We start from the raw sequence: 22495 nt of genomic DNA, 5'->3' as shown, positions 1-22495 counted from the left end.
GACCCAATGACCGAGATCCTTTTCTACCATCTGACGGAATCGACGCTCGAAAACGCGCTTCCCGGCTTGATCGAGCGATCGGTGGAGCGCAAGTGGAGGGTGGTGATCCAGACAGGGTCGGAAGAGCGCCGCGACAGCCTTGACAACCATTTATGGACTTGGTCGGACGCCTCGTTCCTCGCCCATGCCACCGATCTGGAGCCGTACCCGGAAGAGCAGCCAATCATCCTGACGACCGGCGACGGCAATCCGAATGGCGCAACGGTGCGGTTCCTCGTCGATGGTGCCGAACCCCGCAACGTCGAGAAATACGACCGGCTGGTGCTCATGTTCGATGGCCACGACCAACAGCAACTCGAACAAGCGCGGGAACAGTGGAAAGCGTTGAAGACCGAAGGGCACACGCTGACCTATTGGCAGCAGAACGCAGAGGGTCGTTGGGAGAAGAAAGCGTGAGCGCTGTCAGATGCGGCTGATTCTGTTTCTCGTTCTCCTGGCCGGAATAGTCCTTGGCGTGGCCTATTCCTGGGCAATTACCAATTTCTCCGGTGAGGAGATCGGATCGTGGCGGATCTACGACCGGCCCGGTCCCTACAAGCCGGTTACGGTCCGCCTCGACGCGAAAGATGCGCCGGTGCGCGCTTTCGTAGACATGCAGCCCTTGCGCAATTTCGTGCCGACGCAGGGGCGCACGGCCCTGACGACAGTGGTGACGCGGGACGGCAAGGACATTCTCGTCAAGACGCTGGATTATCTGAACGGGCGGGTCGGCAACAAGGGCTCGCCGCAGGGCCCGCAGTTCTATCGCGCCAGTATCGGCGATATCGATCCGGTCGAATCGGGCAATTATACCTTCACCATCGGTCCCGGCGATTTTGACGGGCTCGAGGTCGCCGGGGTCGATCTGATCCTGCGTCGCGGTGCACGGGCCATCGATTGGCGCATCGTGTCGGGCGGTGTCGCCCTGATCGCGATCGGTGTTTTCGGCCTTATCCGGTCGCGCCGCCGCAAATCCGTTGAAAAAGTGCCGACGCCGCCGAAATGGGGCCGGTGATGGACCGGTCGTTTCCGATAATTACGACGAAACGGCTGCGCTTGCGGCAGTTCGAGGCCCGCGACGACCGCGGTCTCCACGCTTGCCTCGGCAATGAACGCCTCATGCGCTACTGGGATTTCGTCGCCTGCGAGGACATCGACGAGACGCGGCGCTGGGTGCGCATTCTTGCGAAGACGACATCGCCCTATGACGCGCTTGCCTGGGCTGTCGCCGATGCCAAAACCGATGAATGCATCGGCATGGTCAATTATCACCATCGCGAAGCGCGCAATCATCGCCTGGAGATCGGCTATATCCTCAACGCAAATTGGCATGGGCGCGGACTGATGCGCGAAGCCGTGCAGGGACTGGTGGCGCACTGCATCGAAAACCTCAAGACAAGGCGCATCGCTGCGATCATTCATCCGGATAATGCCCCTTCGATCCGGCTGGTGACCAAGCTCGGTTTTGAATGCGAGGGCGGTCCATTGCGCGACTACTGGCGAACAGGGACCACCTATATGAGCCCGATGCTCTATAGCTTCATCGCCAATTGACCCTCGCCCGTCGGCCTGATCCGGTAGGCGCAGCGGCGAGCGCCCTTGAGGATGTGCTCGAACCTTTCGACGCTGACATCGGGCCCAAGCGCGGCCTGAAACACCTCGAGCTCCGATCTGCACAGTTTTTGGCAGGCCTTGGCCGCAACACAGATCGGACAGTGATTCTCGATGAGCACCAGGTCGCCATTGGGGTCGTGCCTGGCTTCCGCCATGTAGCCCTCCGCCGAGCGGATTTCGGCGAGCTGCTCGACTTTCCCTTCGATAGAGTAAATTGGGTCGAGTGCCGCCCGGTACTGGCTCAAGGTCGCCTGTTCTCGGTGCGAGATCAGCCGGTCAAGGCCCGCTTCGCCGAACACGGATGAAACCGAGGCCAAGAGATCGGCGGTAAGACCGGCATGATTGTCGGGGAATTGCGCATTGCCGGCATCGGTCAGATGCCAGAAGCGCTTGGGCCGTCCGACGCTTTCGCGGCTGTCTTCAAAGGCGACAAGGCCGCCCTCCTGCAGTCGCCCGAGCATTTGACGGACAGCGACGGCGGTAATATCCAGTCGGTCGGCGAGGGCGGCGGCGGTCTGCGGACCAGCCACTTTCAGTGAATACAGCATGCGGTGTGTCGTACGGTCCTGCATGTCTCGAGCTTATCGAAAAAAATTAAAAAAGCTATTGCTTATTTAATTGCAGGGAATATAAAAACATAAAACTTATTAAATGAGGAATGCCCATGTCGGAAGTAAAGGAAAATGCCGGCGACGCCGGCTGGTCGGAACTGCTTGATCCGCGCTACTCGGCGGCAACGACGACGCTCTGCCTCGGCGTTGCGCTCTTTGCCTTCAACGGTTTCCTCGTTTCGACATCGCTGCCGACCGCTGTTCGCGAAATCGGCGGTCTGGAACTGATATCCTGGGCCTTCACACTTTATCTGGTGCTGTCCATTGTCGGCGGCGCCAGCGGCGCGCTTTTGAAGGGAAGGTTCGGCGCGCGTACGACACTCGTCGGCTCAGGGCTGATCTTTCTGCTCGGCACGCTCATCGCCGCCTTTGCGTCTTCAATGCCGGAGGTGCTCCTGGGCCGCGCCTTGCAGGGACTGGGCGAGGGCATCATTGCTGCCATCTGCTATGCGCTCATTCCCGAACTCTTCCCGTCGCGGCTGGTCGCCAAGGTTTTTGGTGCCGAGGCCCTGGTCTGGGCCACTGCGGCCTTTGGCGGCCCGCTGGCATCCGGGCTTTTGACCGAGCATTTCTCCTGGCGCGCCGCCTTCCTCGTTAACGTTCCGCTTGGGCTGATCTTCATCGCCCTTGTTCTGCGCATCGTGCCGAAATTTTCCGGTGAAGTATCGCGCCCTTCTGTGCCGATCTTTCGCCTCGCGGCGATCGGTACTGGCATCATGCTCGTTGCTCTTGCCGGCATCGCCAACAATCTCGGGCTTGAGGTCATGTTCGTTGCAGCGGCCGCCCTGGTGCTCATCTGCGTTATCGTCCTCGACCGCCGCAGCCATACGCCGCTCTTTCCCTCGGACGCCTTCGCTTTGAATTCGACGGTCGGTATCGGCCTCTGGGTCGTCCTGCTGATGCCGGTGGCACAGGCATCGACTTCCGTCTACCTCGTGATGACGCTGCAGGACCTCTGGTCCTACGGTCCGACCAAGGCAGGTGCCTTCAGCGCGACCTTTGCCATTGCCTGGAGCACCTGCGCGATCCTAGTAGCTAATATACAGAGTCCGTCTCGCCGCGCGTTCCTGATCCGGCTTGGACCTGCCCTGCTGGTTGCTGGCCTCGCCGTCATTGTCCTCGGCTTCTCGCTGGATATTCCGCTCGTCGTGATGCTCGGCCAGATGAGCATTGGCACCGGCTTTGGCGTAAGCTGGGGTTTTCTGAGCCAGAACGTCATGGAGGCTGCCCGCAGCGGTGAGCGTGACCGCGCCTCGGCGCTGCTGCCGACCTTGCAGTCGGCGGGCTATGCGATCGGTGCAGCGGTGGCGGGTCTTACCGCCAATGCCGCCGGTTACCCCGACGCGACGACGCCCGATGCCCTACGCGATGCGACGATCACCATATTCACGGTCTCGGCGATCATTGGCCTCGGCGCCATGATCGCGGGCTTTGCCCTGCCGCTTCGCAAGAAAAATCCGCTGGCGATCGAATTGCACAAGCCGCTATAGATAGCGCATGGTGAATGAAGATGATTTGAAAGCCGATCCGGCGATTGTCGGGATTTGGGCGAAAGGATGGGCGGTGACACGGCAGGTGGCGGCGCCCGTTTTCGAGCATGGCGCTTACCGCATCGAGGTCGGCTTGCCCGACCAGAAGCGGCGGCACTTGTTTCCTGCATATTCCGACCATGTCCTGGAGCACGCTGAAGCCATCCGCGAGCCTTTCGTCTTCCTGAAGGTTTGCGCGCCCGCGAAAACGGTCGGGTTAAATCTGCCGCGCCGATGGCACATCGGGCCGCCGGGATACATGATGCTGCTTTCCGGAGAAATGGTCGGGCAAGATGCGTCGCTGCCGGACGGATATTCCTTTTCCCGCGAGGAGCTTGGCGCAAGCATAACGCTTCTCAATATTCTGGACGGGGGCGGTGAGATCGCTGCGACCGGGCGCATCGCATTTCCCGGCGAACTCGCCGTCTATGACCGCATCCGCACCCATGAAAACCACCGCCGCCGCGGGCTCGGCCGTGCGCTTATGAAGCAGCTGGAGCGTCTTTCGCACGAGAACGGCATTCGCCATGCTGCTCTCGTTGCAACGCCGGATGGACGCGCGCTCTATCAGACGCTGGGCTGGCAATTGCACTCGCCCTATACGACCGTGCTGATCCCGCCCGAAGCCTAGACGCAGATCACTGCGCCAGTTCCGCCATCGCTTCCTCATACTCGCCCGATAGCGTCAGCCATTCCTCTTCGGCGCGGGCGAGCGAAGTCTTGGCATAGCCGATCTCCTTGCCGATCTGCGTCGCCTTGGCAGGCTCGCGCGAATAGATGACCGGATCGGCGAGCTGCGCCTGCAGCGTGTCGATCTTCTTCTGGAAGCGCTGAACCTGTGCCTCCGCCTCATGAATCTTCTTCTGCAGGGGTTTCAACGCTTCGCGCCGCTGCGCCGCGAGCTTGCGTTGCTCGGCCTTGGTAAGCTTCTGCCCTTCATCGACGGCCGCTTTGCCGCTACCGGAGCGTTCCGCCTTTGCATCGGCAAGCACGAGTGCGCGATAAGCGTCGAGATCGCCATCATAGGGCGCAACCCCGCCGTCACGCACGAGCCAGAGCCTGTCCATCGTTGCCTCGATCAGGTGGCGGTCGTGGGCGATAAGGATGACCGCGCCGTTGAAATCGTTGAGCGCATACATCAGCGCCTCGCGGCTATCGATGTCCAGATGGTTGGTCGGCTCGTCGAGGATGAGCAGGTTCGGACCGTGGAAGGTCGCAAGGCCCATCAGGAGGCGCGCCTTCTCACCGCCGGAAAGGTCCTTTGCCGCAGTGTTCATCTTGACGGTCGCAAGACCCATCTGCGCAACGCGCGCGCGTACCTTTGCTTCGGGCGCATCCGGCATCAGTTTGCGCACATGCTCGATCGCATTGTCTTCCGGCACCAGATCATCGAGCTGGTGCTGGGCGAAGAAAGAGATCTTGAGATTGGGCGCAACGGTCATGCGGCCGCTCTGCAAGGGCAGGCGGCCGCCGATGAGCTTTGCCAGCGTCGACTTGCCGTTGCCGTTCGAGCCAAGGAGGGCGATGCGGTCATCGGCGTCGATACGCAGATTCAGGTGCCGCAACACCGGCTTGCCGGGCGTGTAGCCGACTTCGCCGTTCTCGATGGCGATGATCGGCGATGCCACGACCTTTTCCGACTCGGGAAAATGGAACGGCCGGACATGGTCCTCGATGACCGCGGCAATGGGCTTCAGCTTCTGCAACGCCTTCAGGCGCGATTGGGCCTGCTTTGCCTTGGATGCCTTGGCCCGGAAGCGCTCGACGAAGGATTCCATGTGCTTGCGCTGGGCTTCCTGCTTGGTGCGCTGCTTTTGCTGCAATTCCAGCGCTTCGCTGCGCAGGCGCTCGAACTGGTCATAATTGCCCTGCCACAGCGTCAGCTTGGTCTGGTCGAGATGGATGATCGCGTTGACCGAGGAATTCAAAAGGTCGCGGTCATGGCTGATGAGGATGACAGTATGCGGATAGCGGCGCACATAATCTTCGAGCCAGAGCGTGCCTTCGAGGTCGAGATAGTTGGTCGGCTCGTCAAGGAGCAGAAGATCGGGTTCGGCGAACAGCACTGACGCCAGCGCAACGCGCATGCGCCAGCCGCCCGAGAAAGAGGAGGCCGGCCGCTTCTGCGCCTCCGCGTCGAAGCCGAGACCCGAAAGGATCGCGCCGGCGCGCGCTTCCGCCGAATGCGCATCGATATCGGCTAGCCTTATATGAATATCGGCGATGCGATGCGGGTCCGTTGCGCTCTCGGCTTCCGCCAGGAGGGCGCTGCGCTCAGTATCGGCGGCAAGCACGATCTCGATCAGCGAGTCTTCGGTACCCGGCGCTTCCTGCGCCACCTGGCCGATGCGCACGTTCTTCGGCAGCGAGAAATCGCCCGTCTCGGCGTGGAGCTCGCCGGTGATCACCTTGAACAGCGTCGACTTGCCGGCGCCGTTGCGTCCGACCAGTCCAGCCTTCGTGCCCGAAGGCAGGTTGAGGCTGGCGTGATCGATCAGCAAGCGGCCGGCCATGCGCACGGATATATTGTCGAGAATAAGCATGGCCGCGCTTTTGCACGGGAAATGCCGATTTCGCAAGCCGCTCCTGTTGCAGATATGTTCCGAACGGACCGGAAAATGCCGTCAGGCGTAGGGGCGACCTTCTTCCGTTCGCTGAAACTGGATCAGATCGAAGGATGGAGCGGCCTTGCCGAGCGCCGTCAGAATGGCATGCGCCTGGCCGCGATGATGCGTCTGGTGGTTGAACAGATGCGCCAGCGCCGGGGCAAGCCTTTGGCTGATCGTGCGCATGTCGCTCACGGTAGTATAGGTGAAGCGACCGCCGATGGCCGCTGCATCCAGGCTGCTGACCCAGTCGATGATGCGGACGTCTTCCTTTTCGCGCGCAATCCTGAGATCCTCGAACGTCTCGAAGAGGATCGCATCGAGGGCCTTCGGCGCTTCGCCTTCACCGCTGAACCTGAAAAGCCAGATGCGGTCGGTGACGAGAAGATGGTTGAGCGTCCCATGGATCGACGCAAAGAAAGCGCGCATATCGCGGCGATACTCCTCGTCGTCGAGTTCGGCCGCTATCGCGTATAGCCGCTCGTTCGCCCAGCGGTTATAGGCTGCGAACATGCGAAAATGCTGTTCCATGACGTTGACGTTCCGCCGATAAGAGTCAGTCCTGCTGACACATTATCCAAACGATGCCATCTTTCCACGCGATTTTATTCTGCGCCAAGGATGGGCGCGCCCGAGCATGGCAGGCAGCGATGAGTTTGGCCCCTTTCGCCTTTATCGCGGCGAGCCCTTGGCAAAAGCACTGCCTGCCGCTATAGGGTCGCCACCAATTTCCTTCATGACAAGGTTTACTCCCATGGCGATTGAACGCACTTTCTCGATGATCAAGCCCGACGCGACGCGTCGTAATCTCACCGGTGCCATTATCCAGAAGTTCGAAGAGGCCGGCCTTCGTGTCGTTGCTTCGAAGCGCGTTTGGATGAGCCGCCGCGAGGCCGAAGGCTTCTACGCCGTTCACAAGGAACGCCCGTTCTTCGGCGAGCTCGTGGAGTTCATGTCCTCGGGCCCAACGATCGTTCAGGTTCTCGAAGGCGAGAACGCGATTGCCCGCAACCGTGAAATCATGGGCGCGACCAACCCGGCTAATGCCGACGAAGGCACGATCCGCAAGCTGTTCGCCCTGTCGATCGGCGAGAACTCGGTGCACGGCTCGGATGCTCCCGAAACCGCTGCCGAGGAAATCTCCTACTGGTTCTCGGGCACCGAAATCGTCGGTTGATCCTTGATAATCGAATTGAAAAAGCCGGGCCAAGTGCCCGGCTTTTTGCTTCTGGAGGTCTATCGCGACAGGCGGGCGACGATCTTGCCGTCCTTGTCGTAGAGAAAGAGCTTTCCCGTAGCGGCCTCGACCGAATAGGTCCGCGCCTCTTCCAGGACCGCAAAGAATTTCTGCTCCTGGTCCATCACGGCAGGCGCGCACATCATGCGCGTCGCCGCAGCGGGTTTGAAGCTGATCTTTGCCCCGTTGATCGTTGCAGTCGTTGCGAAACGATTGCAACCTCCCGAGCCGCTCGCGGCGCCCGACGGCCCGATGAGCAGCGTCGTCTGCGCATAATCTATGACGCCGCCGCCATTGAGATCTTCCGCAACCCAGTTGATGTCGGTCAATTGCCTGGCGGCTTCCGCACTGCGCGCTGTCAGCGACAATCCAAGAAGTACGACGGCGGCAATGAAGCCGATGACGAGCGATCCGATTGCTATCCGGTTCATTTGGTTTTCTTCTGCCAGCGCTTTAGCGCTTCCTTGTCCGTTGCCTTGGCTTCCACCCAGCTGTTCTCGCCATCCCTGCCGACGAGATGCTGTTTTTTCCAGAAAGGTGCGGCATTTTTTAGGTAGTCCATAAGGAACGACGCGGCTTCGAAAGCCGCCTGCCGATGCGCCGAGGCCGCAACCACGAGGACGATGTTTTCGCCGGGCTTGATGAAGCCGTAGCGATGGATGACCGTCAGCCCGTCCAGGCTCCAGCGCGTCAGGGCATCGTCGGCAATGCGGGTGATCTCGGCTTCGGCCATACCGGGATAATGCTCGATCTCGAGCGCGGCGAGCGTTCCTGCCTCGTCGCGGCAAAGGCCGCTGAATGTGACGACGGCGCCTATGCCGCGGCGGTTTTCGGTCAGGCGGGCAATCTCGGAGGCTGTATCGAAATCCTCACCCTGAATCCGGACGAGGGGCTGGACCGAACCCATTTCATCCCCCGGTCATCGGCGGGAAAAGGGCGATTTCGCGCGCACCCTGGATCTGCGCGTCGTGCTCGACATGCTCCTGGTCGATAGCGACACGGATGACCTCTGGATATTCGAATGCGGCCTCATATTCGTCGCCGCGTTGCTTCAGATGCGCGAGAAGGTCGCCGACGGTCACGATCGATGGAGCAAGTTCGAGCTCTTCCTCGCCTTTGCCGATCCGCTCGCGTACCCATGCGAAATAGACGAGCTTGGTCATATCGAAACCTTTCTAATCCACGACGTGTTTCAGGCCGGCGCGGAAATAGTCCCAGCCAGTGTACAGCGTAATGAGCGCGGCAATCCACAATAGAATAATGCCGGTTATAGTCACGATCGGCACGATCTTGTCGCCGGCCGGGCCGGTCAGCAAAAACGCGATCGCGATCATCTGGATCGTCGTCTTCCATTTCGCCAGCCGGCTGACCGGCACGCTGACCTTGAGTTCGGCAAGATATTCGCGCAGGCCCGAAACAAGAATTTCCCGGCAAAGGATGATGATGGCCGCCCAAAGGCTCCAGCCTGCTATGGTCCCGTCAGCAGCGAGAAGGAGGAGGACGGCGGAAACCAGCAATTTATCGGCGATGGGATCGAGCATACGCCCGATTGTTGAGGTCTGTTGCCAGATACGGGCGAGATAACCATCGAAAAAGTCGGTAATGCTGGCGATCAGGAATATGGCCAGCGCGCCCCAGCGCGCAGCGTCGCTCGATTGCAGCCTGCCTTCGAGGAAGAAGCAAATGACGACGAGGGGAACCGCGATGATACGGGCATAGGTCAACAGGTTCGGCAGTGAGTAGGCGTTGTTTCTGGGCATGTTTCCAACCAATCAAATCAGTGCCGATCAAAGTGGCTCGACCGTCAAACGTCAAGCCAATCAATAAGAAGTCAGGCGCATTTATGTCCGAAAATCAGCTATGTACGGAAATGGTCGCGAATTGTAATCGCCATCGCTTCAGATATGCCGTCGACCTTCATCAAATCTTCGACAGCGGCGCGTGAAACTGCCTTTGCCGTGCCGAATTGATGCAGGAGCGCGCGTTTGCGCGACGGACCGATACCGGCGATCTCGTCGAGCGGATTCTTGACCATTTCCTTCTTGCGCTTGGCCCGGTGGGTGCCGATGGCAAAACGGTGTGCCTCGTCGCGCAGGCGCTGCAGGAAATAGAGAACCGGGTCGCGCGGCGGCAGCGTGAACGACGGCTTGCCTTCCATGAAGAACCGCTCGCGCCCGGCATCGCGGTCGACACCCTTGGCAACGCCGATAGCGGTCACCTTGTCAGCGATGCCCATCTCGTTGAGGATGCCGCGCACCGCGCTCATCTGCCCCTGTCCGCCGTCGATCAGGATGATGTCCGGCCAGGCGGGGAAGGCATCGGTATCTTCCTCAAATTCATCGACCTCAAGGTCCTCGGAAGGCGCATCCCGGCTCTCGGGCGTTCCGTGCTCCTTGACCAGTCGGCTGAATCGCCGTTCGATGACTTCACGCATCATGCCGAAATCATCGCCCGGGGTAATCTCGGTCGAGCGGATATTGAACTTGCGATACTGGTTTTTGACGAAGCCCTGCGGCCCGGCGACGATCATCGCGCCGATCGCGTTGGTTCCCATGATGTGCGAGTTATCGTAGACCTCGATGCGACGCGGCGTCTTTTCCAACCCGAACGTATCGGCGACGCCCTTGAGCAGGCGCGATTGCGACGAGGTCTCCGCGAGTTGCCGTCCCAGCGCCTCGCGCGCATTGCTCAAGGCATGTTCGACCAGATCCCTCTTTTCGCCGCGCTGCGGCACGGTGATCGAGACCTTGCGGTCCGATTTTGCGGTGAGGGCAGCGCAAAGCAGTTCCTGGTCTTCGACTATTTCCGACAGCATGATCAAGGCGGGGCATGGCTTGTCGTCATAGAACTGCGCAAGGAACGCGCCGAGAACCTCTGCGGCGGACAGCGAAGAGTCTGCCTTGGGATAATAGGCTCGGTTGCCCCAGTTCTGTCCGGTGCGGAAGAAAAACACCTGAATGCAGGTCACGCCGCCATCCTGGTAGATAGCGAAAACGTCGGCTTCCTCGACGGATTGCGGATTGATGCCGGAATGCGATTGCACGTGCGAGAGAGCCGAGAGGCGGTCCCGATAGATCGCGGCGCGTTCGAAGTCGAGTTCGGCCGAAGCCTCGCGCATCGCGTCGGAAAGGTGGGTCTTGACCGCCTGGCTCTTGCCCGAGAGGAACGCCTTCGTTTCACGTACGAGTTCGTCGTAGTCGCCTTCGCTGACCTCTCCCGTGCACGGGCCCGAGCAGCGCTTGATCTGATAGAGCAGGCACGGCCGGCTGCGGTTCTCATAGAAGGAATCGGTGCAGGTGCGCAAAAGGAAGGCGCGCTGCAACGCATTGATCGTGCGTCCTACCGCTCCCGCCGAAGCGAAGGGGCCAAAATAATCGCCCTTGCTCGAGCGCGCGCCGCGATGCTTGAAGATGCCTGGCGCCAGCCATTTTTCGCTGCGCTTCGGGGCGGTGAGCAGGATGTAGGGGAAGGACTTGTCGTCGCGCATCAGCACGTTAAAACGCGGCCGTAAGCGCTTGATCAGATTCGCTTCAAGGAGAAGCGCCTCCGTTTCGGTGCGCGTGACGACGAACTCCATTTTGACCGTCTCGCGGATCATCCGGGAGATGCGGTTATTGTGGCCCTGTCCGCGCGCATAGTTCGAAACGCGCTTCTTCAGGCTGTGTGCCTTGCCGACATAGAGAACGTCGCCGCTTGTATTGAACATGCGATAGACGCCGGGCTTGTTGGGAAGCCGCTTGACGAGGTCCGCAATCACATCGGGGCCGCTCGAGCCTTCGGAAACGACGCTCGTATCCCATTCGATCGCGCTGATCAGTGCAGCGACGTCGCGGACGGGCTCATTGCTTTCCTCGACGGGCTCGTCTTCCTCGTCGACGCCAAGAATGATGTCGTCATCGTTGGTATTGTCTGCGTGAAGCTCGTTCTTCTGGTTCTGATTGGCTGGGTCGCTCATTCAATAATTCCTGAAACATCGGGCGTTTCCCACGCCAGATGCTGTCCGCCGTCAAGGGCGATCATCTGCCCTGTGATCGAGCGGGTCTCCCAGAGGTAGCGGATTGTGCGGCCAAATTCTGACAGATCGGGGCCGCGTTGCAACAGGAGCGCGTGAACCTGCTTGTCGAACGCGGCGGTATCCTGGCGGGAGCTCGGCAGGGTAGGGCCTGGGCCGATGCCATTGACGCGAATGCGCGGCGCCAGCGCTTGCGCCAGCGTTTGCGTCGCGGCCCACAGTGCCGCCTTCGACAATGTGTAGGATGTAAACGTCGGCATCAGCTTCAGGACGCGCTGGTCGATCATGTTGACAATCAATCCCTCCGCTTCCGGTGGGAGGGCTGCGGCCATGGCGTCGGCGAGCAGCACCGGCGCTTTGACATGCACCGCGAAATGGCCATCCCAGATCTCGTCATTGCCGAGATCGCCGATGCCGTCCGCGTGAAACACCGAAGCGTTATTGACGAGGAGTTGCACCGGGCCAAGCGCGGTTCCAACATCGCCGATCAGCCGGCGAACTGCGTCGCTGTCGCTAAGATCGGCTTTCACCACGCAGCCCTTGCCCCCTTGCGCCTCGATTGAACGAAGCAGGTCGCGCGCTTTATCAAGGCCGTTATGGCCATGAATGGCTACGGCAAAGCCATGCGCTGCCAGGTCCTCGACAATCGCCTTGCCGATCCGTTTCGCGCCGCCGGTTACGAGAGCAACGGTTCGGTCAATCTTCAAGGTTCACTCCATCCATGCTGTGATTCAGGTCCGAATATAGGGTTCGACGACGAAAAGCGCGAGGGTGAAAGGTCAGCAGTGAACAGAAGCAGTCGAACGGTGTTCTTTCGCTATGGCTTGCCCGCGGAAAGTTGCGTTGTTTGATCGTGGCAATGTCTCTCTGTTAATCTGTGCAAATATTAAGTAAATATTAAGTATTCTAATCGGAATTTAACCATTCCAAACTAGATAGTTTTGTTTATTATCAAATGTTTGTGAATGATTCTTTCACAGCTAGACTGACATACTATTGAGTTTGGCCGCAATGCAGAATGTTGCGCAAAAAGCACATCGCATTTCGGCCACGATCTGGTCGGTTTCTTATCACACTGCCGCGCAAGTGCCGCCACAATGCGGCGCGAATGTCCGCCTCGTTAAGCGGACGCAATCCATGGTTTTCCCCCCGACCAGTGCCCGCTCCGTGTAAAAGAGTTTAAAAAAAGGAGATTGCCATGCGCACTCTTAAAACAACCTTCCTCGCGTCGGCAGCTGTGCTGATGCTCTCCGCTCCCGTATTTGCCGCCGACGCTGTCATGGAACAGCCGCCAGCGCCGGCTCCCGTCGAAGCAGCGCCTGTCGCATCCGACTGGTCAGGCGCTTATCTCGGTGCCTATGGCGGCTACGGCTGGAACAAGCACAAGACCGATGACGGCAAAATCAATGCCGACGGTTTCAAAGGTGGTGCTTATGGTGGTTACAACTTCCAGAACGGCCAGTTCGTATACGGTGGTGAAGCCGATCTTGGCTATTCCGGCGGCGATGAAACCCGCAACGGCATCAAGGCCAAGCAGGGCGTAGAAGGCTCGGTACGTGCCCGTGCCGGTATCGCCCTTGACCCCGTGCTGCTTTATGGCACCGGCGGTCTTGCCGTGACGAACAGCAAGCTTTCGGCCGATACCGGCAGCGATTCCAATACGCTGCTCGGCTGGACGGTCGGTGCGGGCGCCGAAGCCAAGATCACCAACAACATCGTTGGCCGCGTCGAATATCGCTACAACGATTTCGGACGCAAGGACTACGATCTTGGTGGCCTCAGCGACGTTTCGAGCAAGCTGACCACAAACGAAGTCCGGGTTGGCGTTGGTTACAAGTTTTAAGCCAGCCGGATGAAGAAAGGGGTCGGACAGGCAACTGTCCGACCCTTTTTTTGTGCTATTTCGGCAGCAGCGCCGCAAGTTCGGGGTGCAACTCCTCGAAGCGCTTCTGCCAGCGCTTCAATTTGGAGCGGCCCTTTTCCCATTTGCAGTCGAAGCGCAGGCTTGCATAGGCGAGGGCTGCTGCGAGCGCGATATGCCCGCCATGGATCTTCTTTCCGAGGCGCGGCGGCGCGGCGTTGAGGTGATCCAGCACGCGCACCGCCTTGCCCCATTGGCGATCGAGCCATGGCTGATGAATTTTCTCCTCCGGATGAAACCGTCTTTCATAGACATGCGCGAGCAGTACATCGCAAAGCCCGTCGGCGATGGATTCAAGTTGTTCGGCCTCAAGGCGCTTTTCCGCGTTGCGGGGGAAAAGCTTGTTGCCGGACAGGCGGTTGAGATATTGCGTGATCACCCGGCTGTCGAAGATCGCCTTGCCATCATCGAGGATGAGCGTCGGAATCTTGCCGAGCGGATTGGCGTCGATCAGTTCGGCCGGCTCGGCATTGCTGTCGACGAGTACGCTGTCGATCGGCACGCCGGAATAAAGCGCGGCCATGCGAACCTTGGTGCTATAGGGCGAGGCGGGGGAATAGAGAACTTTCGTCACGATGACGCTCCAGCGTGTTGCGATTCGATGGTGAAACGTAAACGCCGCGAGCGTTTTCGCAAAGCGGTCCCGATTATTGGGCAGCGGGCATTGCGACGGCGCGTTGCCGGCAACTCGAGCGGTCAACCTCAGGGCACGCCCGGAAATTCAGATCCTTGGTCAGGCAGATGCGCACTTCGCGAAGATAGTCACGGTCGCATGTCACGGCGACGCCCGCTTTCGGCATGCCGGGATTGGTGGATATGAATGCCTGTTCGATAACCAGCGGATTGACTTGCGGGCGCGCGGTCGGCTGGCGATATGCACCGGGGATCGACACCCGATCCACCGCCCGGCGCATCACGGCGAAATAATCCTGCTGGCTGAGGCCACTGCAAGCGCCATGCTTGCGCCATTCGTACGTGACGAGCCCGACAGAAGGCATGATGTCCGAAATCTGCTTTGCTAATGAGTAAGGCACATCGCGTGGCCCGTTAGTGTCGCAATCCTCGGGATAGCCTTGTTCATATTGCGGCCAAAGGCCGTGCACCACGAAGCCGTAGGGGCGGCCGGAACTGCATTGCTGCCGGTTGGCCTTCGCGCCCTCCGCCGCGCAGTAGCTCGGCGACCAGGAGAGGGCAAGGACATAGAAATCGAACCCCGAACCTATGGCGACTGACTTTGCATCCGTGGGGGTGGATCTTAGCGCGTCCTCCGAGATTTCGGGGACCGGCGCCGCACCGGTGATTTCCGGCGCATTCTGTTCGCGCAGATAGGTGAGAACTGAAATCGCGAGCAGTGCCGCAAACAGCGCGTAGCCGGCCCATTTGCCGATCGGCATCACCTAGCGGGGGGTCGGCGGCTCAGTACAGCGTGCGGCACTGGCCGTCATAGACGTGCCAGCGATCGAACCCGGCCACGCAGAACTCGACATTATTGCCGATGCCGACAAAGCCCATGCCGTCTTCGACCACGTACCAGACCGGGCGCTGGACGCCATCGCTGAGATGCGCGGTCGCCTTGCAATAGTGGCGCTCGACGGCGGCAAGTTCGGGCTCGCGACTCGGCTCAAAGCGCGTCATGCGAACATCGCTGAAATTCTGTATGCCTACCTGCGGCAGGTTGGGCACGTGCCGCACCTGATAGGCGAACCGGTTCACGATGCGGTTGAGCACACTTGCCTGGCCGCAGGTATCGTCGTAGCCGCCCTGAACGTAGTCCGCTGCCCTAACCTGGATCCCTGAGGACAATACGACGCTGACCGCAAAGCCAACCGCAAGGAGGGGTGATAGGCGTGCCATGAATGTACTCTCCACTAATCTTTGCCGCAATTTCGACCAGCAGTTGCTTCCGGTCAAGGGTCAACTTGTTCCCCGCGTACCCAATCGACTGTAAAGCCTGCATTTTTTTCCTCAGTGAGGATTTTTGACAACGCCGGGAAGAGAATGCGCAGTTCCGCCTCCAGCGTGAAAGGCGGGTTGACGATGATCATGCCGGTGCCGTCGAGCCGCGGCTCGGCTGACGGCGCGCGAATCATAAGCTCCGTGCGCAGGATCTTGGGAATGCCGGTATCGCGCAGCGCTTCCGCGAAACGCCTGACTTCCTGGCGGTCCTTGACCGGGTACCACAGCGCAAAGGTTCCACCGGAAAAGCGCTTGTGTGCCTTGGCAAGGCTGTCAACCAGCCGGTCGAACTCGCCCGCAACCTCGAATGGCGGATCGACGAGGACGAGGCCGCGCTTTTCCTTCGGCGGCAGATGCGCGCCCATGGCCAGCCAGCCGTCGAGCTGGGTTACGCGCACCTGCACGTCGCCGGCAAAGAGGTCGCCGAGCTGCTCCGCATCCCGGGGATGAAGTTCGAGGGCGGAAAGCCGATCCTGGCGCCGCAGCAAGTGGCGCACGATGAGCGGCGAACCGGGATAGTGCCGCATTGTTCCATCGGTATTTTCGGCCCGAACGATGTCGAGATAGGGAGACAAGAGCGCGGCGACGTCGGGATCGAACTTTGCCTCCAGCAGCCTGCCAATGCCGTTCTGCCATTCATTGGTCTTGCCTGCCTCGACACCCTTAAGGTCGTAGCGACCGATCCCCGCATGGGTATCGATGACGCGAAACGCCTGTTCCTTGCGCTGCAGGTAGAGCACCAGCCGCGTCAGGATGATGTGCTTGACCACATCCGCGAAGTTGCCGGCGTGATAGGCGTGGCGATAGTTCATGCGCTGCTTGTTTCACGATGTCCCGGCGCTCGCAAGTATCCGGTGTGACCGTTGCCTCATTTTGATGCTGCGAGCACCCATCGCTGCCGTCATCCACCGCTGCCGTCATTCCCGGCTCGTTCCCGAGGACTCAGAAAAAGGCCGAATGCAAACTTTCAATTTCCCTGAACCTGTGCTTTCAAGCAACCAATTTGCCAAATGTCATAAATCTGTCCTATAGGGCCGCAGGGCACACTCGTATCGCTGGCGTGCTACGGGTTAGCAACATGTCCGGGACCGTCATTCTCATTGTACTTTTTGCCGCGTTCATGCACGCGAGCTGGAATGCCGTCGTCAAATCCGAAGGCGACAAATTTCTCAACACGGTCGTCGTTGTCACGTCGGCAGGCCTCATCGCGGCAATCTGCCTGCCATTTCTGCCGCCGCCGGCGCGGGAGAGCTGGCCGTTTCTCGCCGCGTCGGGCGTCGCGCAGGTGATCTACCTCATCCTCGTCGCGGCTGCCTATCGCAGCGGCGATATGAGCCAGGCCTATCCGATCATGCGCGGCACGGCGCCGCTTATCGTGGCGATAGCCAGCGGGCCGCTCATCGGCGAGGTGCTTTCGGTGCAGAAATGGGCAGGCATCGCGCTTATTTGCGGCGGCGTCCTTGCTCTAGCGCTGGAGGCGAGGCGGCGGGCTTCCGCCAACCGCGCCGCGACGATGTTTGCGCTCGTGAATGCCTTCGTGATCGCCACCTATACGCTCATCGACGGCATCGGCGTGCGCCATTCCGGCGCCCCAGCCTCCTATACGATGTGGGTTTTCGTCCTCAATGCTGTGCCGCTCTTCTTGTGGACCGTGGTCATGCGGCGCGGCGAACTCTGGCCGCATTTTATCAGGCGCATACGCCTTGCCACCATCGGCGGCGTCGGAACGCTCGGCTCCTACGGCCTCGCGCTCTGGGCGATGACGATGGCGCCCGTGGCAACGGTCGCGGCATTGCGCGAGACCTCCATCCTTTTCGCCGTTGCAATTTCCGCACTGGTGCTCCACGAGCGCGTTGGACCGAAACGTATTGCCGCCGTGGCGTTGATCGCGGCCGGCGCGGCAGTCATGCGGCTCGCCTGACCTATTCGGGCCGCATATTGAAATAAGGTCTTGCTTCCTCCACGGCGCGCGCGAAAGATGTGCGCTGCATCAGCCTGCCGAGATAGGCCGACACACCCGGATATTCGGCGCCGAACGGCACGGACAGGTTGGCATAGAACAGTGCCGGCGAGGCCGCGCAATCGGCCATTGTATAACGCTCGCCCGTCGCCCAGGTTTTGCCGCCGAGTTCCTTTTCAAGCACGCCGTAGGCTGTGTTGAGCTTCGCTTTTGCCTCCTCGACGCCGAAACTGTCATTCTGGCCCTCGGGGCGAAGCTTGTCCGTCACGGTCTTTTGCATCGGTACCTGCACGTGGAGATCGAAGAACCGGTCAAGTCTGCGCGCCTCGAAAGCTTCCTCGCGATCCTCCGGCAATAGTTGCATGCCTGGATAATGCTGGTCGAGATATTCGATAATCAGGCTCGATTCCGGGATTATCCTGCCGCGTGCCGTATCGCGAAGCACTGGAAATTGGCGGATCGGCCAAATCTCGGTGAAGCGTGCGTTTTCCGCTGCATCCATGAAATTGACGATGTGCTTTTCGAAGGTGATGCCCTTCTCGTAGAGGGCCGTCAGAACCTTCTGGCAGAAGGATGACAAGGGGTGAAAATACAGCGTCAGCGACATTTCTTCCTCCGCTCTGATCATTACTAAAGTAGTTGCTTAACTAACAATGATGATGGGGCGCGGTCAAGCTTGTCACCAAGACAAAAAGCGGCATTTGTGCCGATGTGATTTTGCGCTATGGATCGGACATGAACAAAGCTGTCCTTCTTCGCACCGGCCATTCCGCATGCCCCCACGACTGCCCGTCGACCTGCGCGCTCGATGTGGAGGTTCTCGACACGGGCCATATCGGGCGGGTGCGCGGCGCCAAGGAAAATACCTATACGGCCGGCGTCATCTGCGCCAAGGTCGCCCGCTATGCCGAGCGCATCCACCATCCGGAGCGGCTTTTGAAGCCGATAATTCGTGCTGGCGCCAAAGGCGAGGGGCTGTGGAAGGAGGCGAGCTGGGATGCTGCGCTCGACCTCGTCGCCGAACGGTTCCTCAAGGCCGAGGCAAAGTACGGCTCGGAAACCGTGTTGCCCTATTACTACGCCGGCACGATGGGGCTTGTGCAGCGCGACTCGATACATCGCCTGCGCCACGCCAAGAAATATACCAACCAGTTCGACAGTATTTGCACCAATCTCGCCTGGAGCGGCTTTTACGCCGGGACCGGCAAGCTTGGCGGCGTCGATCCGCGCGAGATGGCAAAGTCGGATTGTGTCGTCATCTGGGGCACGAATGCCGCGGCGACACAGGTCAATGTCATGACCCATGCCGTGCGCGCCCGCAAGGATCGCGGCGCAAAGATCGTTGCCATCGACATCTACGAGACGGCGACGGTGCGGCAGGCCGATCTCGGCCTCGTGCTGAAGCCCGGCACCGACGGCGCCTTCGCCTGTGCCGTCATGCACGTGCTCTTTCGCGATGGCCTCGCCGATTGGGACTATCTCAATGCCTATACAGACGATCCGAAGGGGCTTGAACGGCATCTCCAGGATAAGACACCGCAATGGGCCGCGGCGATAACCGGGCTTTCTGTTGCCGAGATCGAAGAGTTCGCCCGTCTCGTCGGCACGACGAAGAAGACGTTCTTCCGCCTCGGCTATGGATTTGCCCGCCAGCGCAACGGCGCAGTCAATATGCATGCGGCCCTGTCGATCCCTGCCGTGACCGGCGCCTGGAAATATGAGGGCGGCGGCGGCTTCCATTCCAATTCCGGCATTTTCCGTATGGACAAGCGCGAGATCGAGGGGCGGGCCTTTGCCGATCCCTCGATCCGCCACATCGACCAGTCCCGCATTGGCCCCGCATTGACTGGCGATGCATCGGCGCTCTATGGCGGACCGCCCGTTACCGCGATGCTGGTGCAGAATACGAACCCCGCCAATGTCGCGCCCGAGCAACGGCTGGTGAAGCAGGGCATGCTCCGCGACGACCTTTTCATGGCCGTGCATGAGCAGTTCATGACCGATACGGCCAAACTCGCCGATGTCGTGTTGCCAGCGACGATGTTCATGGAACATGACGACATTTATCGTGGCGGCGGCCAGCAGCACATCGTGCTTGGTCCAAAACTGATCGACGGACCCGGCGAGACGCGCCCCAATCTTTTCGTGATCAACGAACTCGCCAAGCGACTCGGCGTCGCGCACCTGCCGGGCTTTGATCTCGACGCAAAGACTCTCATCGACAATATGATGGCAGCGAGCAATCTGCCGGGCTTCGACGCACTCAAGGCCATGCGCTGGCTCGACATCCAGCCCGACTTCGAGACCGCGCATTATGAAAAGGGCTTTGCCTGGCCGGACGGCAAGTATCGCTTCAGGCCGGATTGGGTGAACGGCCCGTCGCCCAACCGTCCGCCGCAATCCATGGGGCTGCAGGGGCCTTACGGCACGCTGCCGGCATTTCCGGATTATTGGGAAGCGATCGAGGTGGCCGATGAAAAGCACCCGTTCCGGCTGGCGACATCGCCGGCGCACAACTTCCTCAATTCGACTTTTTCTGAAACGCCGACCTCGACCGCCAAGGAACAGCGTCCCGAACTTCTGATTCATCCGGAAGACGCTGCGGTGCTCGGCATTATCGATGGCGCGCGCGTCGAGATCGGCAACGAACGCGGCGAAGTCATTCTGCACGCTCGCGTCGAAGCGCGGACGAAGCGCGGCGTCGTCATCTCGGAAGGCATCTTCGCCAATTCCGCCTTTGAACGCGGCGAGGGCATCAACGTGCTGACCGGCGCCGATTCACCGGCTCCCAATGGCGGCGCGGCTTTTCACGACAACAAAATCTGGGTGCGGCTGGCCTGAACCGGCCGCGCTCGCTGCGTGTACTTTCGTTTTGCATAACTAATTTCAATTGCTCATTCTGACAACTATGGTTTACAGCATCTATTTTGACGGTCCAAGTGGGCAACGAGAGTCGAAATCGTGATCAAACTGAGCCAATATGATCCTGCTGACCATCTCGATTCCGAAGACGTCATCGAAGAATATTTGTCAGCGACTTGTGCGGATGGTGATCCTTCGGAAATCGCAAGAGCGCTGGGCGTCATCGCAAGGGCTCGAGGAATTACGGAACTTTCGCGCACGACCGGCCTCAGTCGTCAAGCGATATATAAGGCCTTGAGCGGCGACGGAAATCCGGAACTTGCAACCATAGCGAAAGTCGCCCAAGCACTGGGGTTCCGTCTATCCTTTGTTCGAACCTCGAAGGATGAACAGGACGCCGCTTAAGCGGCTGAGAGGGAATCCCTTGCGGAAAAGCCGCGCCTAGTCGCTGAAAACGGTGCGCCCTTCGTGCATCGTGGCCTTGCCGCTGGCAACCAGCGCAAGCGCACGAGCATAGGTTTCGTGCTCGACGGATAGAACGCGCTCCGCCAAGGTCGCCGGCGTGTCGCCGGTCTTTACGGCAACTGCGGTCTGGGCGATGGCCGGACCCTCATCCATGCCTTCGGTGACGAAATGCACGGTGCAGCCATGCACGCGCATGCCGGATGCGAGCACCTGTTCGTGGGTGTGAAGCCCTCTGAACAGCGGGAGCAGGGAAGGGTGGATGTTGAGCATCCGGCCTTCCCAGTGCCTGACGAATTCCGGCGAGATCAGCCGCATATAGCCGGCAAGGCAGACAATATCGGCGTTTGCGGCATGGAGCGCGGCGGAGACGGCCGCCTCGTGTTCAGCCTTGGAGGTAAAATCGCGATGCGGGATGGCGATCGCTTGGATCCCTTCGGCGCGCGCTGCCGCAAGCCCGGCGGCATCGGCCTTGTTGGCGATGACGACAACGACTTCCGCCGGATAGTTGGGCACCTTTGCCGCTTCGATAAGCGCGCTCATATTGGAGCCGCGCCCGGAAATCAGGATCGCCACCCGCTTTTTCTGCATTCCGGCGCTCACAGCGCCAGCTTACCCTGGTAGACGACGCCCCGATCGGCCCCGGCCACCATGGTCCCGAGGCGCACCGCATCTTCGCCCTGTGATTTCAATGCGGCGAGTACGACGTCGACGTTCTCAGGCGCTACGACTGCGATCATGCCGATCCCGCAATTGAAGGTGCGCAGCATTTCATCGCGCTCGACGCCGCCGGTGCTGGCGAGCCAGGAGAATACGGACGGAACCTTGATCGCGGAAAGATCGATGCTAGCGGTCAAGTGCTTCGGCAGCACGCGGGGTATATTGTCCGGAAAGCCGCCGCCGGTAATATGGGCGAGCGCCTTGATCGCCTTTGTTTCGCGAATGGCTGCAAGGAGCGGCTTTACATAAATGCGCGTCGGCGTCAGCAATGCTTCGCCAAGCGGCGTACCGGATTTGAACGGTGCATTGTCATCCCAGCCGAGCCCGGAAAGTTCGACGATGCGGCGCACCAGCGAAAAGCCGTTGGAATGAACGCCCGAAGAGGCAAGTCCGAGAATGACATCGCCTTCGACAATGTCGCCGGACGGCAGCAGTTCGTTGCGCTCGGCCGCGCCGACGGCAAATCCAGCGAGGTCATAGTCGCCGTCGCGGTACATGCCCGGCATTTCCGCCGTTTCACCGCCGATAAGTGCGCAGCCGGCCTGCAGGCAACCTTCGGCGATGCCGCTTACGATCGCGGCGCCCTGATCGGGGTCGAGCTTGCCGGTGGCGAAGTAGTCAAGAAAGAAAAGCGGCTCGGCGCCTTGGACGACGAGATCGTTGACGCACATGGCAACGAGATCGATGCCGACCGTGTCGTGGACACCGGCATCGATGGCAATCTTCAATTTGGTGCCGACGCCGTCATTGGCCGCCACCAGGACCGGATCGGTGAAACCTGCCGCCCTGAGGTCAAAAAGGCCGCCGAAGCCGCCGATTTCACCGTCGGCGCCGGGCCGCCGCGTCGAGCGCACGATCGGCTTGATCTTTTCGACGAGCAGATTGCCGGCATCGATGTCGACGCCTGCCTGCGCATAGGTGAGGCCATTCTTGCCGGCTTGGTTGTTGTCACTCATCGTCAGCTCC

Annotated in this window: 26 protein-coding genes; 10 read left to right on the top strand and 16 right to left on the bottom strand. The window is 60.2% G+C overall.

The features are described 5' to 3' along the window. The first annotated feature begins 6 nt into the window (after positions 1 to 6). From GF108_RS09440 to GF108_RS09430, 3 genes are read left to right on the top strand one after another with little or no spacing between them, the layout of a single operon-like run. Positions 7 to 456 carry a DNA polymerase III subunit chi gene (locus GF108_RS09440; protein ID WP_153667754.1) on the top strand — a complete coding sequence of 150 codons (450 nt, stop codon included), beginning with the start codon at positions 7 to 9 and terminating at the stop codon, positions 454 to 456. 10 nt (positions 457 to 466) lie between these two features. After that, entirely contained in the window at positions 467 to 1054 is a 588-nt protein-coding gene (locus tag GF108_RS09435; RefSeq protein WP_153667753.1) for a hypothetical protein, read from the top strand. After that, positions 1054 to 1593 carry a GNAT family N-acetyltransferase gene (locus GF108_RS09430; protein WP_172982603.1) on the top strand — a complete coding sequence of 180 codons (540 nt, stop codon included), beginning with the start codon at positions 1054 to 1056 and terminating at the stop codon, positions 1591 to 1593. The genes GF108_RS09435 and GF108_RS09430 overlap by 1 nt, the downstream gene beginning before the upstream one ends. On the opposite strand, the gene GF108_RS09425 is transcribed toward GF108_RS09430, so the two are convergent. Beyond that, positions 1572 to 2225, bottom strand: coding sequence for a metalloregulator ArsR/SmtB family transcription factor (locus GF108_RS09425; RefSeq protein WP_153667751.1), 654 nt, complete (start codon positions 2223 to 2225; stop codon positions 1572 to 1574). The genes GF108_RS09430 and GF108_RS09425 overlap by 22 nt on opposite strands. An 86-nt stretch (positions 2226 to 2311) precedes the next feature. Here GF108_RS09425 and GF108_RS09420 point away from each other — a divergent pair, with 86 nt between their 5' ends. Both GF108_RS09420 and GF108_RS09415 read left to right on the top strand, forming a co-directional pair. Then, on the top strand, positions 2312 to 3754 hold the full coding sequence (locus GF108_RS09420; RefSeq protein ID WP_370462116.1) for an MFS transporter: 1443 nt from the start codon (positions 2312 to 2314) through the stop codon (positions 3752 to 3754). A gap of 7 nt (positions 3755 to 3761) precedes the next feature. Then, complete coding sequence (locus tag GF108_RS09415) at positions 3762 to 4424, top strand: GNAT family N-acetyltransferase (protein ID WP_153667749.1); 663 nt, start codon at positions 3762 to 3764, stop codon at positions 4422 to 4424. A gap of 7 nt (positions 4425 to 4431) precedes the next feature. Here the strand turns inward: GF108_RS09415 and GF108_RS09410 are convergent, their stop codons facing one another. Then, the gene (locus GF108_RS09410; protein ID WP_153667748.1) at positions 4432 to 6336 is read right to left on the bottom strand and encodes an ABC-F family ATP-binding cassette domain-containing protein; all 1905 of its coding nucleotides are present in this window, start codon (positions 6334 to 6336) and stop codon (positions 4432 to 4434) included. A gap of 81 nt (positions 6337 to 6417) precedes the next feature. Continuing rightward, the gene (locus GF108_RS09405) at positions 6418 to 6930 is read right to left on the bottom strand and encodes a DinB family protein (RefSeq protein ID WP_153667747.1); all 513 of its coding nucleotides are present in this window, start codon (positions 6928 to 6930) and stop codon (positions 6418 to 6420) included. 223 nt (positions 6931 to 7153) lie between these two features. Between GF108_RS09405 and ndk the strand changes: the two genes are divergently transcribed. Then, positions 7154 to 7576, top strand: coding sequence for a nucleoside-diphosphate kinase (gene ndk, locus GF108_RS09400; RefSeq protein WP_027229784.1), 423 nt, complete (start codon positions 7154 to 7156; stop codon positions 7574 to 7576). Positions 7577 to 7635: 59 nt separating this feature from the next. Here the strand turns inward: ndk and GF108_RS09395 are convergent, their stop codons facing one another. The 6 genes from GF108_RS09395 to GF108_RS09370 all read right to left on the bottom strand — a co-directional run bounded on the left by GF108_RS09395 (position 7636) and on the right by GF108_RS09370 (position 12355). Beyond that, positions 7636 to 8067 (bottom strand): META domain-containing protein, encoded by a 432-nt coding sequence (locus GF108_RS09395; RefSeq protein ID WP_091919046.1) that lies wholly within the window; start codon positions 8065 to 8067, stop codon positions 7636 to 7638. Beyond that, positions 8064 to 8543, bottom strand: coding sequence for a molybdenum cofactor biosynthesis protein MoaE (locus GF108_RS09390; protein WP_153667746.1), 480 nt, complete (start codon positions 8541 to 8543; stop codon positions 8064 to 8066). Before GF108_RS09390 ends, GF108_RS09395 begins: the two co-directional genes overlap by 4 nt. A 1-nt stretch (position 8544) precedes the next feature. Next, on the bottom strand, positions 8545 to 8799 hold the full coding sequence (gene moaD / locus GF108_RS09385; protein WP_153667745.1) for a molybdopterin converting factor subunit 1: 255 nt from the start codon (positions 8797 to 8799) through the stop codon (positions 8545 to 8547). A gap of 12 nt (positions 8800 to 8811) precedes the next feature. Then, positions 8812 to 9396: a CDP-diacylglycerol--glycerol-3-phosphate 3-phosphatidyltransferase gene (pgsA, locus tag GF108_RS09380; protein WP_027229781.1), complete on the bottom strand. Its 585-nt coding sequence runs from the start codon at positions 9394 to 9396 to the stop codon at positions 8812 to 8814. A gap of 98 nt (positions 9397 to 9494) precedes the next feature. Beyond that, positions 9495 to 11525, bottom strand: a complete 2031-nt coding sequence (uvrC, locus tag GF108_RS09375) for an excinuclease ABC subunit UvrC (RefSeq protein ID WP_370462149.1) — start codon at positions 11523 to 11525, stop codon at positions 9495 to 9497. A gap of 62 nt (positions 11526 to 11587) precedes the next feature. Beyond that, positions 11588 to 12355, bottom strand: coding sequence for an SDR family oxidoreductase (locus GF108_RS09370; RefSeq protein WP_153667743.1), 768 nt, complete (start codon positions 12353 to 12355; stop codon positions 11588 to 11590). A gap of 491 nt (positions 12356 to 12846) precedes the next feature. Between GF108_RS09370 and GF108_RS09365 the strand changes: the two genes are divergently transcribed. After that, on the top strand, positions 12847 to 13491 hold the full coding sequence (locus tag GF108_RS09365) for an outer membrane protein (protein WP_027229778.1): 645 nt from the start codon (positions 12847 to 12849) through the stop codon (positions 13489 to 13491). A gap of 55 nt (positions 13492 to 13546) precedes the next feature. Here GF108_RS09365 and GF108_RS09360 read toward each other — a convergent pair whose 3' ends face one another. The 4 genes from GF108_RS09360 to GF108_RS09345 all read right to left on the bottom strand — a co-directional run bounded on the left by GF108_RS09360 (position 13547) and on the right by GF108_RS09345 (position 16337). Further along, the gene (locus GF108_RS09360) at positions 13547 to 14143 is read right to left on the bottom strand and encodes a glutathione S-transferase (protein WP_370462115.1); all 597 of its coding nucleotides are present in this window, start codon (positions 14141 to 14143) and stop codon (positions 13547 to 13549) included. Positions 14144 to 14216: 73 nt separating this feature from the next. Continuing rightward, positions 14217 to 14963 (bottom strand): ribonuclease, encoded by a 747-nt coding sequence (locus tag GF108_RS09355; RefSeq protein WP_153667742.1) that lies wholly within the window; start codon positions 14961 to 14963, stop codon positions 14217 to 14219. Between the two features lie 22 nt (positions 14964 to 14985). Then, positions 14986 to 15423 carry a hypothetical protein gene (locus tag GF108_RS09350; RefSeq protein ID WP_153667741.1) on the bottom strand — a complete coding sequence of 146 codons (438 nt, stop codon included), beginning with the start codon at positions 15421 to 15423 and terminating at the stop codon, positions 14986 to 14988. A gap of 53 nt (positions 15424 to 15476) precedes the next feature. Beyond that, positions 15477 to 16337 carry a 23S rRNA (adenine(2030)-N(6))-methyltransferase RlmJ gene (locus tag GF108_RS09345; RefSeq protein ID WP_153667740.1) on the bottom strand — a complete coding sequence of 287 codons (861 nt, stop codon included), beginning with the start codon at positions 16335 to 16337 and terminating at the stop codon, positions 15477 to 15479. A gap of 266 nt (positions 16338 to 16603) precedes the next feature. On the opposite strand from GF108_RS09345, the gene GF108_RS09340 reads away from it, so the two are divergent. After that, entirely contained in the window at positions 16604 to 17446 is an 843-nt protein-coding gene (locus GF108_RS09340) for an EamA family transporter (protein ID WP_153667739.1), read from the top strand. Between the two features lies 1 nt (position 17447). Here the strand turns inward: GF108_RS09340 and GF108_RS09335 are convergent, their stop codons facing one another. Next, a complete protein-coding gene (locus tag GF108_RS09335) occupies positions 17448 to 18092 on the bottom strand; it encodes a glutathione S-transferase family protein (RefSeq protein WP_153667738.1) in 645 nt (214 codons plus the stop codon). A 128-nt stretch (positions 18093 to 18220) separates the two neighbouring features. On the opposite strand from GF108_RS09335, the gene GF108_RS09330 reads away from it, so the two are divergent. Then, positions 18221 to 20326, top strand: coding sequence for a molybdopterin oxidoreductase family protein (locus GF108_RS09330; RefSeq protein WP_153667737.1), 2106 nt, complete (start codon positions 18221 to 18223; stop codon positions 20324 to 20326). A 117-nt stretch (positions 20327 to 20443) separates the two neighbouring features. Beyond that, positions 20444 to 20752 carry an addiction module antidote protein gene (locus GF108_RS09325; RefSeq protein ID WP_370462148.1) on the top strand — a complete coding sequence of 103 codons (309 nt, stop codon included), beginning with the start codon at positions 20444 to 20446 and terminating at the stop codon, positions 20750 to 20752. Positions 20753 to 20788: 36 nt separating this feature from the next. Here the strand turns inward: GF108_RS09325 and purN are convergent, their stop codons facing one another. Continuing rightward, complete coding sequence (gene purN / locus GF108_RS09320; protein ID WP_153667736.1) at positions 20789 to 21400, bottom strand: phosphoribosylglycinamide formyltransferase; 612 nt, start codon at positions 21398 to 21400, stop codon at positions 20789 to 20791. A gap of 8 nt (positions 21401 to 21408) precedes the next feature. After that, positions 21409 to 22485 carry a phosphoribosylformylglycinamidine cyclo-ligase gene (gene purM / locus GF108_RS09315; protein WP_153667735.1) on the bottom strand — a complete coding sequence of 359 codons (1077 nt, stop codon included), beginning with the start codon at positions 22483 to 22485 and terminating at the stop codon, positions 21409 to 21411. Positions 22486 to 22495: the final 10 nt, after the last annotated feature.

This window comes from Phyllobacterium sp. SYP-B3895, from assembly GCF_009647635.1.
Lineage (GTDB): Bacteria > Pseudomonadota > Alphaproteobacteria > Rhizobiales > Rhizobiaceae > Phyllobacterium > Phyllobacterium pellucidum.
Note: the sequence above shows the minus strand (reverse complement) of the source record. Positions and strands in the feature narration are given on the sequence as shown.

Bases quoted from the DNA above. Each gene is read 5' to 3' on its own strand.
- GF108_RS09335 (WP_153667738.1), bottom strand. From the start codon at position 18,092: ATGTCGCTGACGCTGTATTTTCACCCCTTGTCATCCTTCTGCCAGAAG.
- moaD (WP_153667745.1), bottom strand. From the start codon at position 8,799: ATGACCAAGCTCGTCTATTTCGCATGGGTACGCGAGCGGATCGGCAAA.
- GF108_RS09435 (WP_153667753.1), top strand. From the start codon at position 467: ATGCGGCTGATTCTGTTTCTCGTTCTCCTGGCCGGAATAGTCCTTGGC.
- GF108_RS09355 (WP_153667742.1), bottom strand. From the start codon at position 14,963: ATGCCGATCGGCAAATGGGCCGGCTACGCGCTGTTTGCGGCACTGCTC.
- pgsA (WP_027229781.1), bottom strand. From the start codon at position 9,396: ATGCCCAGAAACAACGCCTACTCACTGCCGAACCTGTTGACCTATGCC.
- GF108_RS09365 (WP_027229778.1), top strand. From the start codon at position 12,847: ATGCGCACTCTTAAAACAACCTTCCTCGCGTCGGCAGCTGTGCTGATG.
- GF108_RS09415 (WP_153667749.1), top strand. From the start codon at position 3,762: ATGGTGAATGAAGATGATTTGAAAGCCGATCCGGCGATTGTCGGGATT.
- GF108_RS09440 (WP_153667754.1), top strand. From the start codon at position 7: ATGACCGAGATCCTTTTCTACCATCTGACGGAATCGACGCTCGAAAAC.
- GF108_RS09405 (WP_153667747.1), bottom strand. From the start codon at position 6,930: ATGGAACAGCATTTTCGCATGTTCGCAGCCTATAACCGCTGGGCGAAC.
- GF108_RS09340 (WP_153667739.1), top strand. From the start codon at position 16,604: ATGTCCGGGACCGTCATTCTCATTGTACTTTTTGCCGCGTTCATGCAC.
- GF108_RS09430 (WP_172982603.1), top strand. From the start codon at position 1,054: ATGGACCGGTCGTTTCCGATAATTACGACGAAACGGCTGCGCTTGCGG.
- GF108_RS09410 (WP_153667748.1), bottom strand. From the start codon at position 6,336: ATGCTTATTCTCGACAATATATCCGTGCGCATGGCCGGCCGCTTGCTG.
- GF108_RS09425 (WP_153667751.1), bottom strand. From the start codon at position 2,225: ATGCAGGACCGTACGACACACCGCATGCTGTATTCACTGAAAGTGGCT.
- GF108_RS09345 (WP_153667740.1), bottom strand. From the start codon at position 16,337: ATGAACTATCGCCACGCCTATCACGCCGGCAACTTCGCGGATGTGGTC.
- purN (WP_153667736.1), bottom strand. From the start codon at position 21,400: ATGCAGAAAAAGCGGGTGGCGATCCTGATTTCCGGGCGCGGCTCCAAT.
- GF108_RS09395 (WP_091919046.1), bottom strand. From the start codon at position 8,067: ATGAACCGGATAGCAATCGGATCGCTCGTCATCGGCTTCATTGCCGCC.
- GF108_RS09350 (WP_153667741.1), bottom strand. From the start codon at position 15,423: ATGGCACGCCTATCACCCCTCCTTGCGGTTGGCTTTGCGGTCAGCGTC.
- GF108_RS09390 (WP_153667746.1), bottom strand. From the start codon at position 8,543: ATGGGTTCGGTCCAGCCCCTCGTCCGGATTCAGGGTGAGGATTTCGAT.
- GF108_RS09330 (WP_153667737.1), top strand. From the start codon at position 18,221: ATGAACAAAGCTGTCCTTCTTCGCACCGGCCATTCCGCATGCCCCCAC.
- ndk (WP_027229784.1), top strand. From the start codon at position 7,154: ATGGCGATTGAACGCACTTTCTCGATGATCAAGCCCGACGCGACGCGT.
- purM (WP_153667735.1), bottom strand. From the start codon at position 22,485: ATGAGTGACAACAACCAAGCCGGCAAGAATGGCCTCACCTATGCGCAG.
- GF108_RS09420 (WP_370462116.1), top strand. From the start codon at position 2,312: ATGCCCATGTCGGAAGTAAAGGAAAATGCCGGCGACGCCGGCTGGTCG.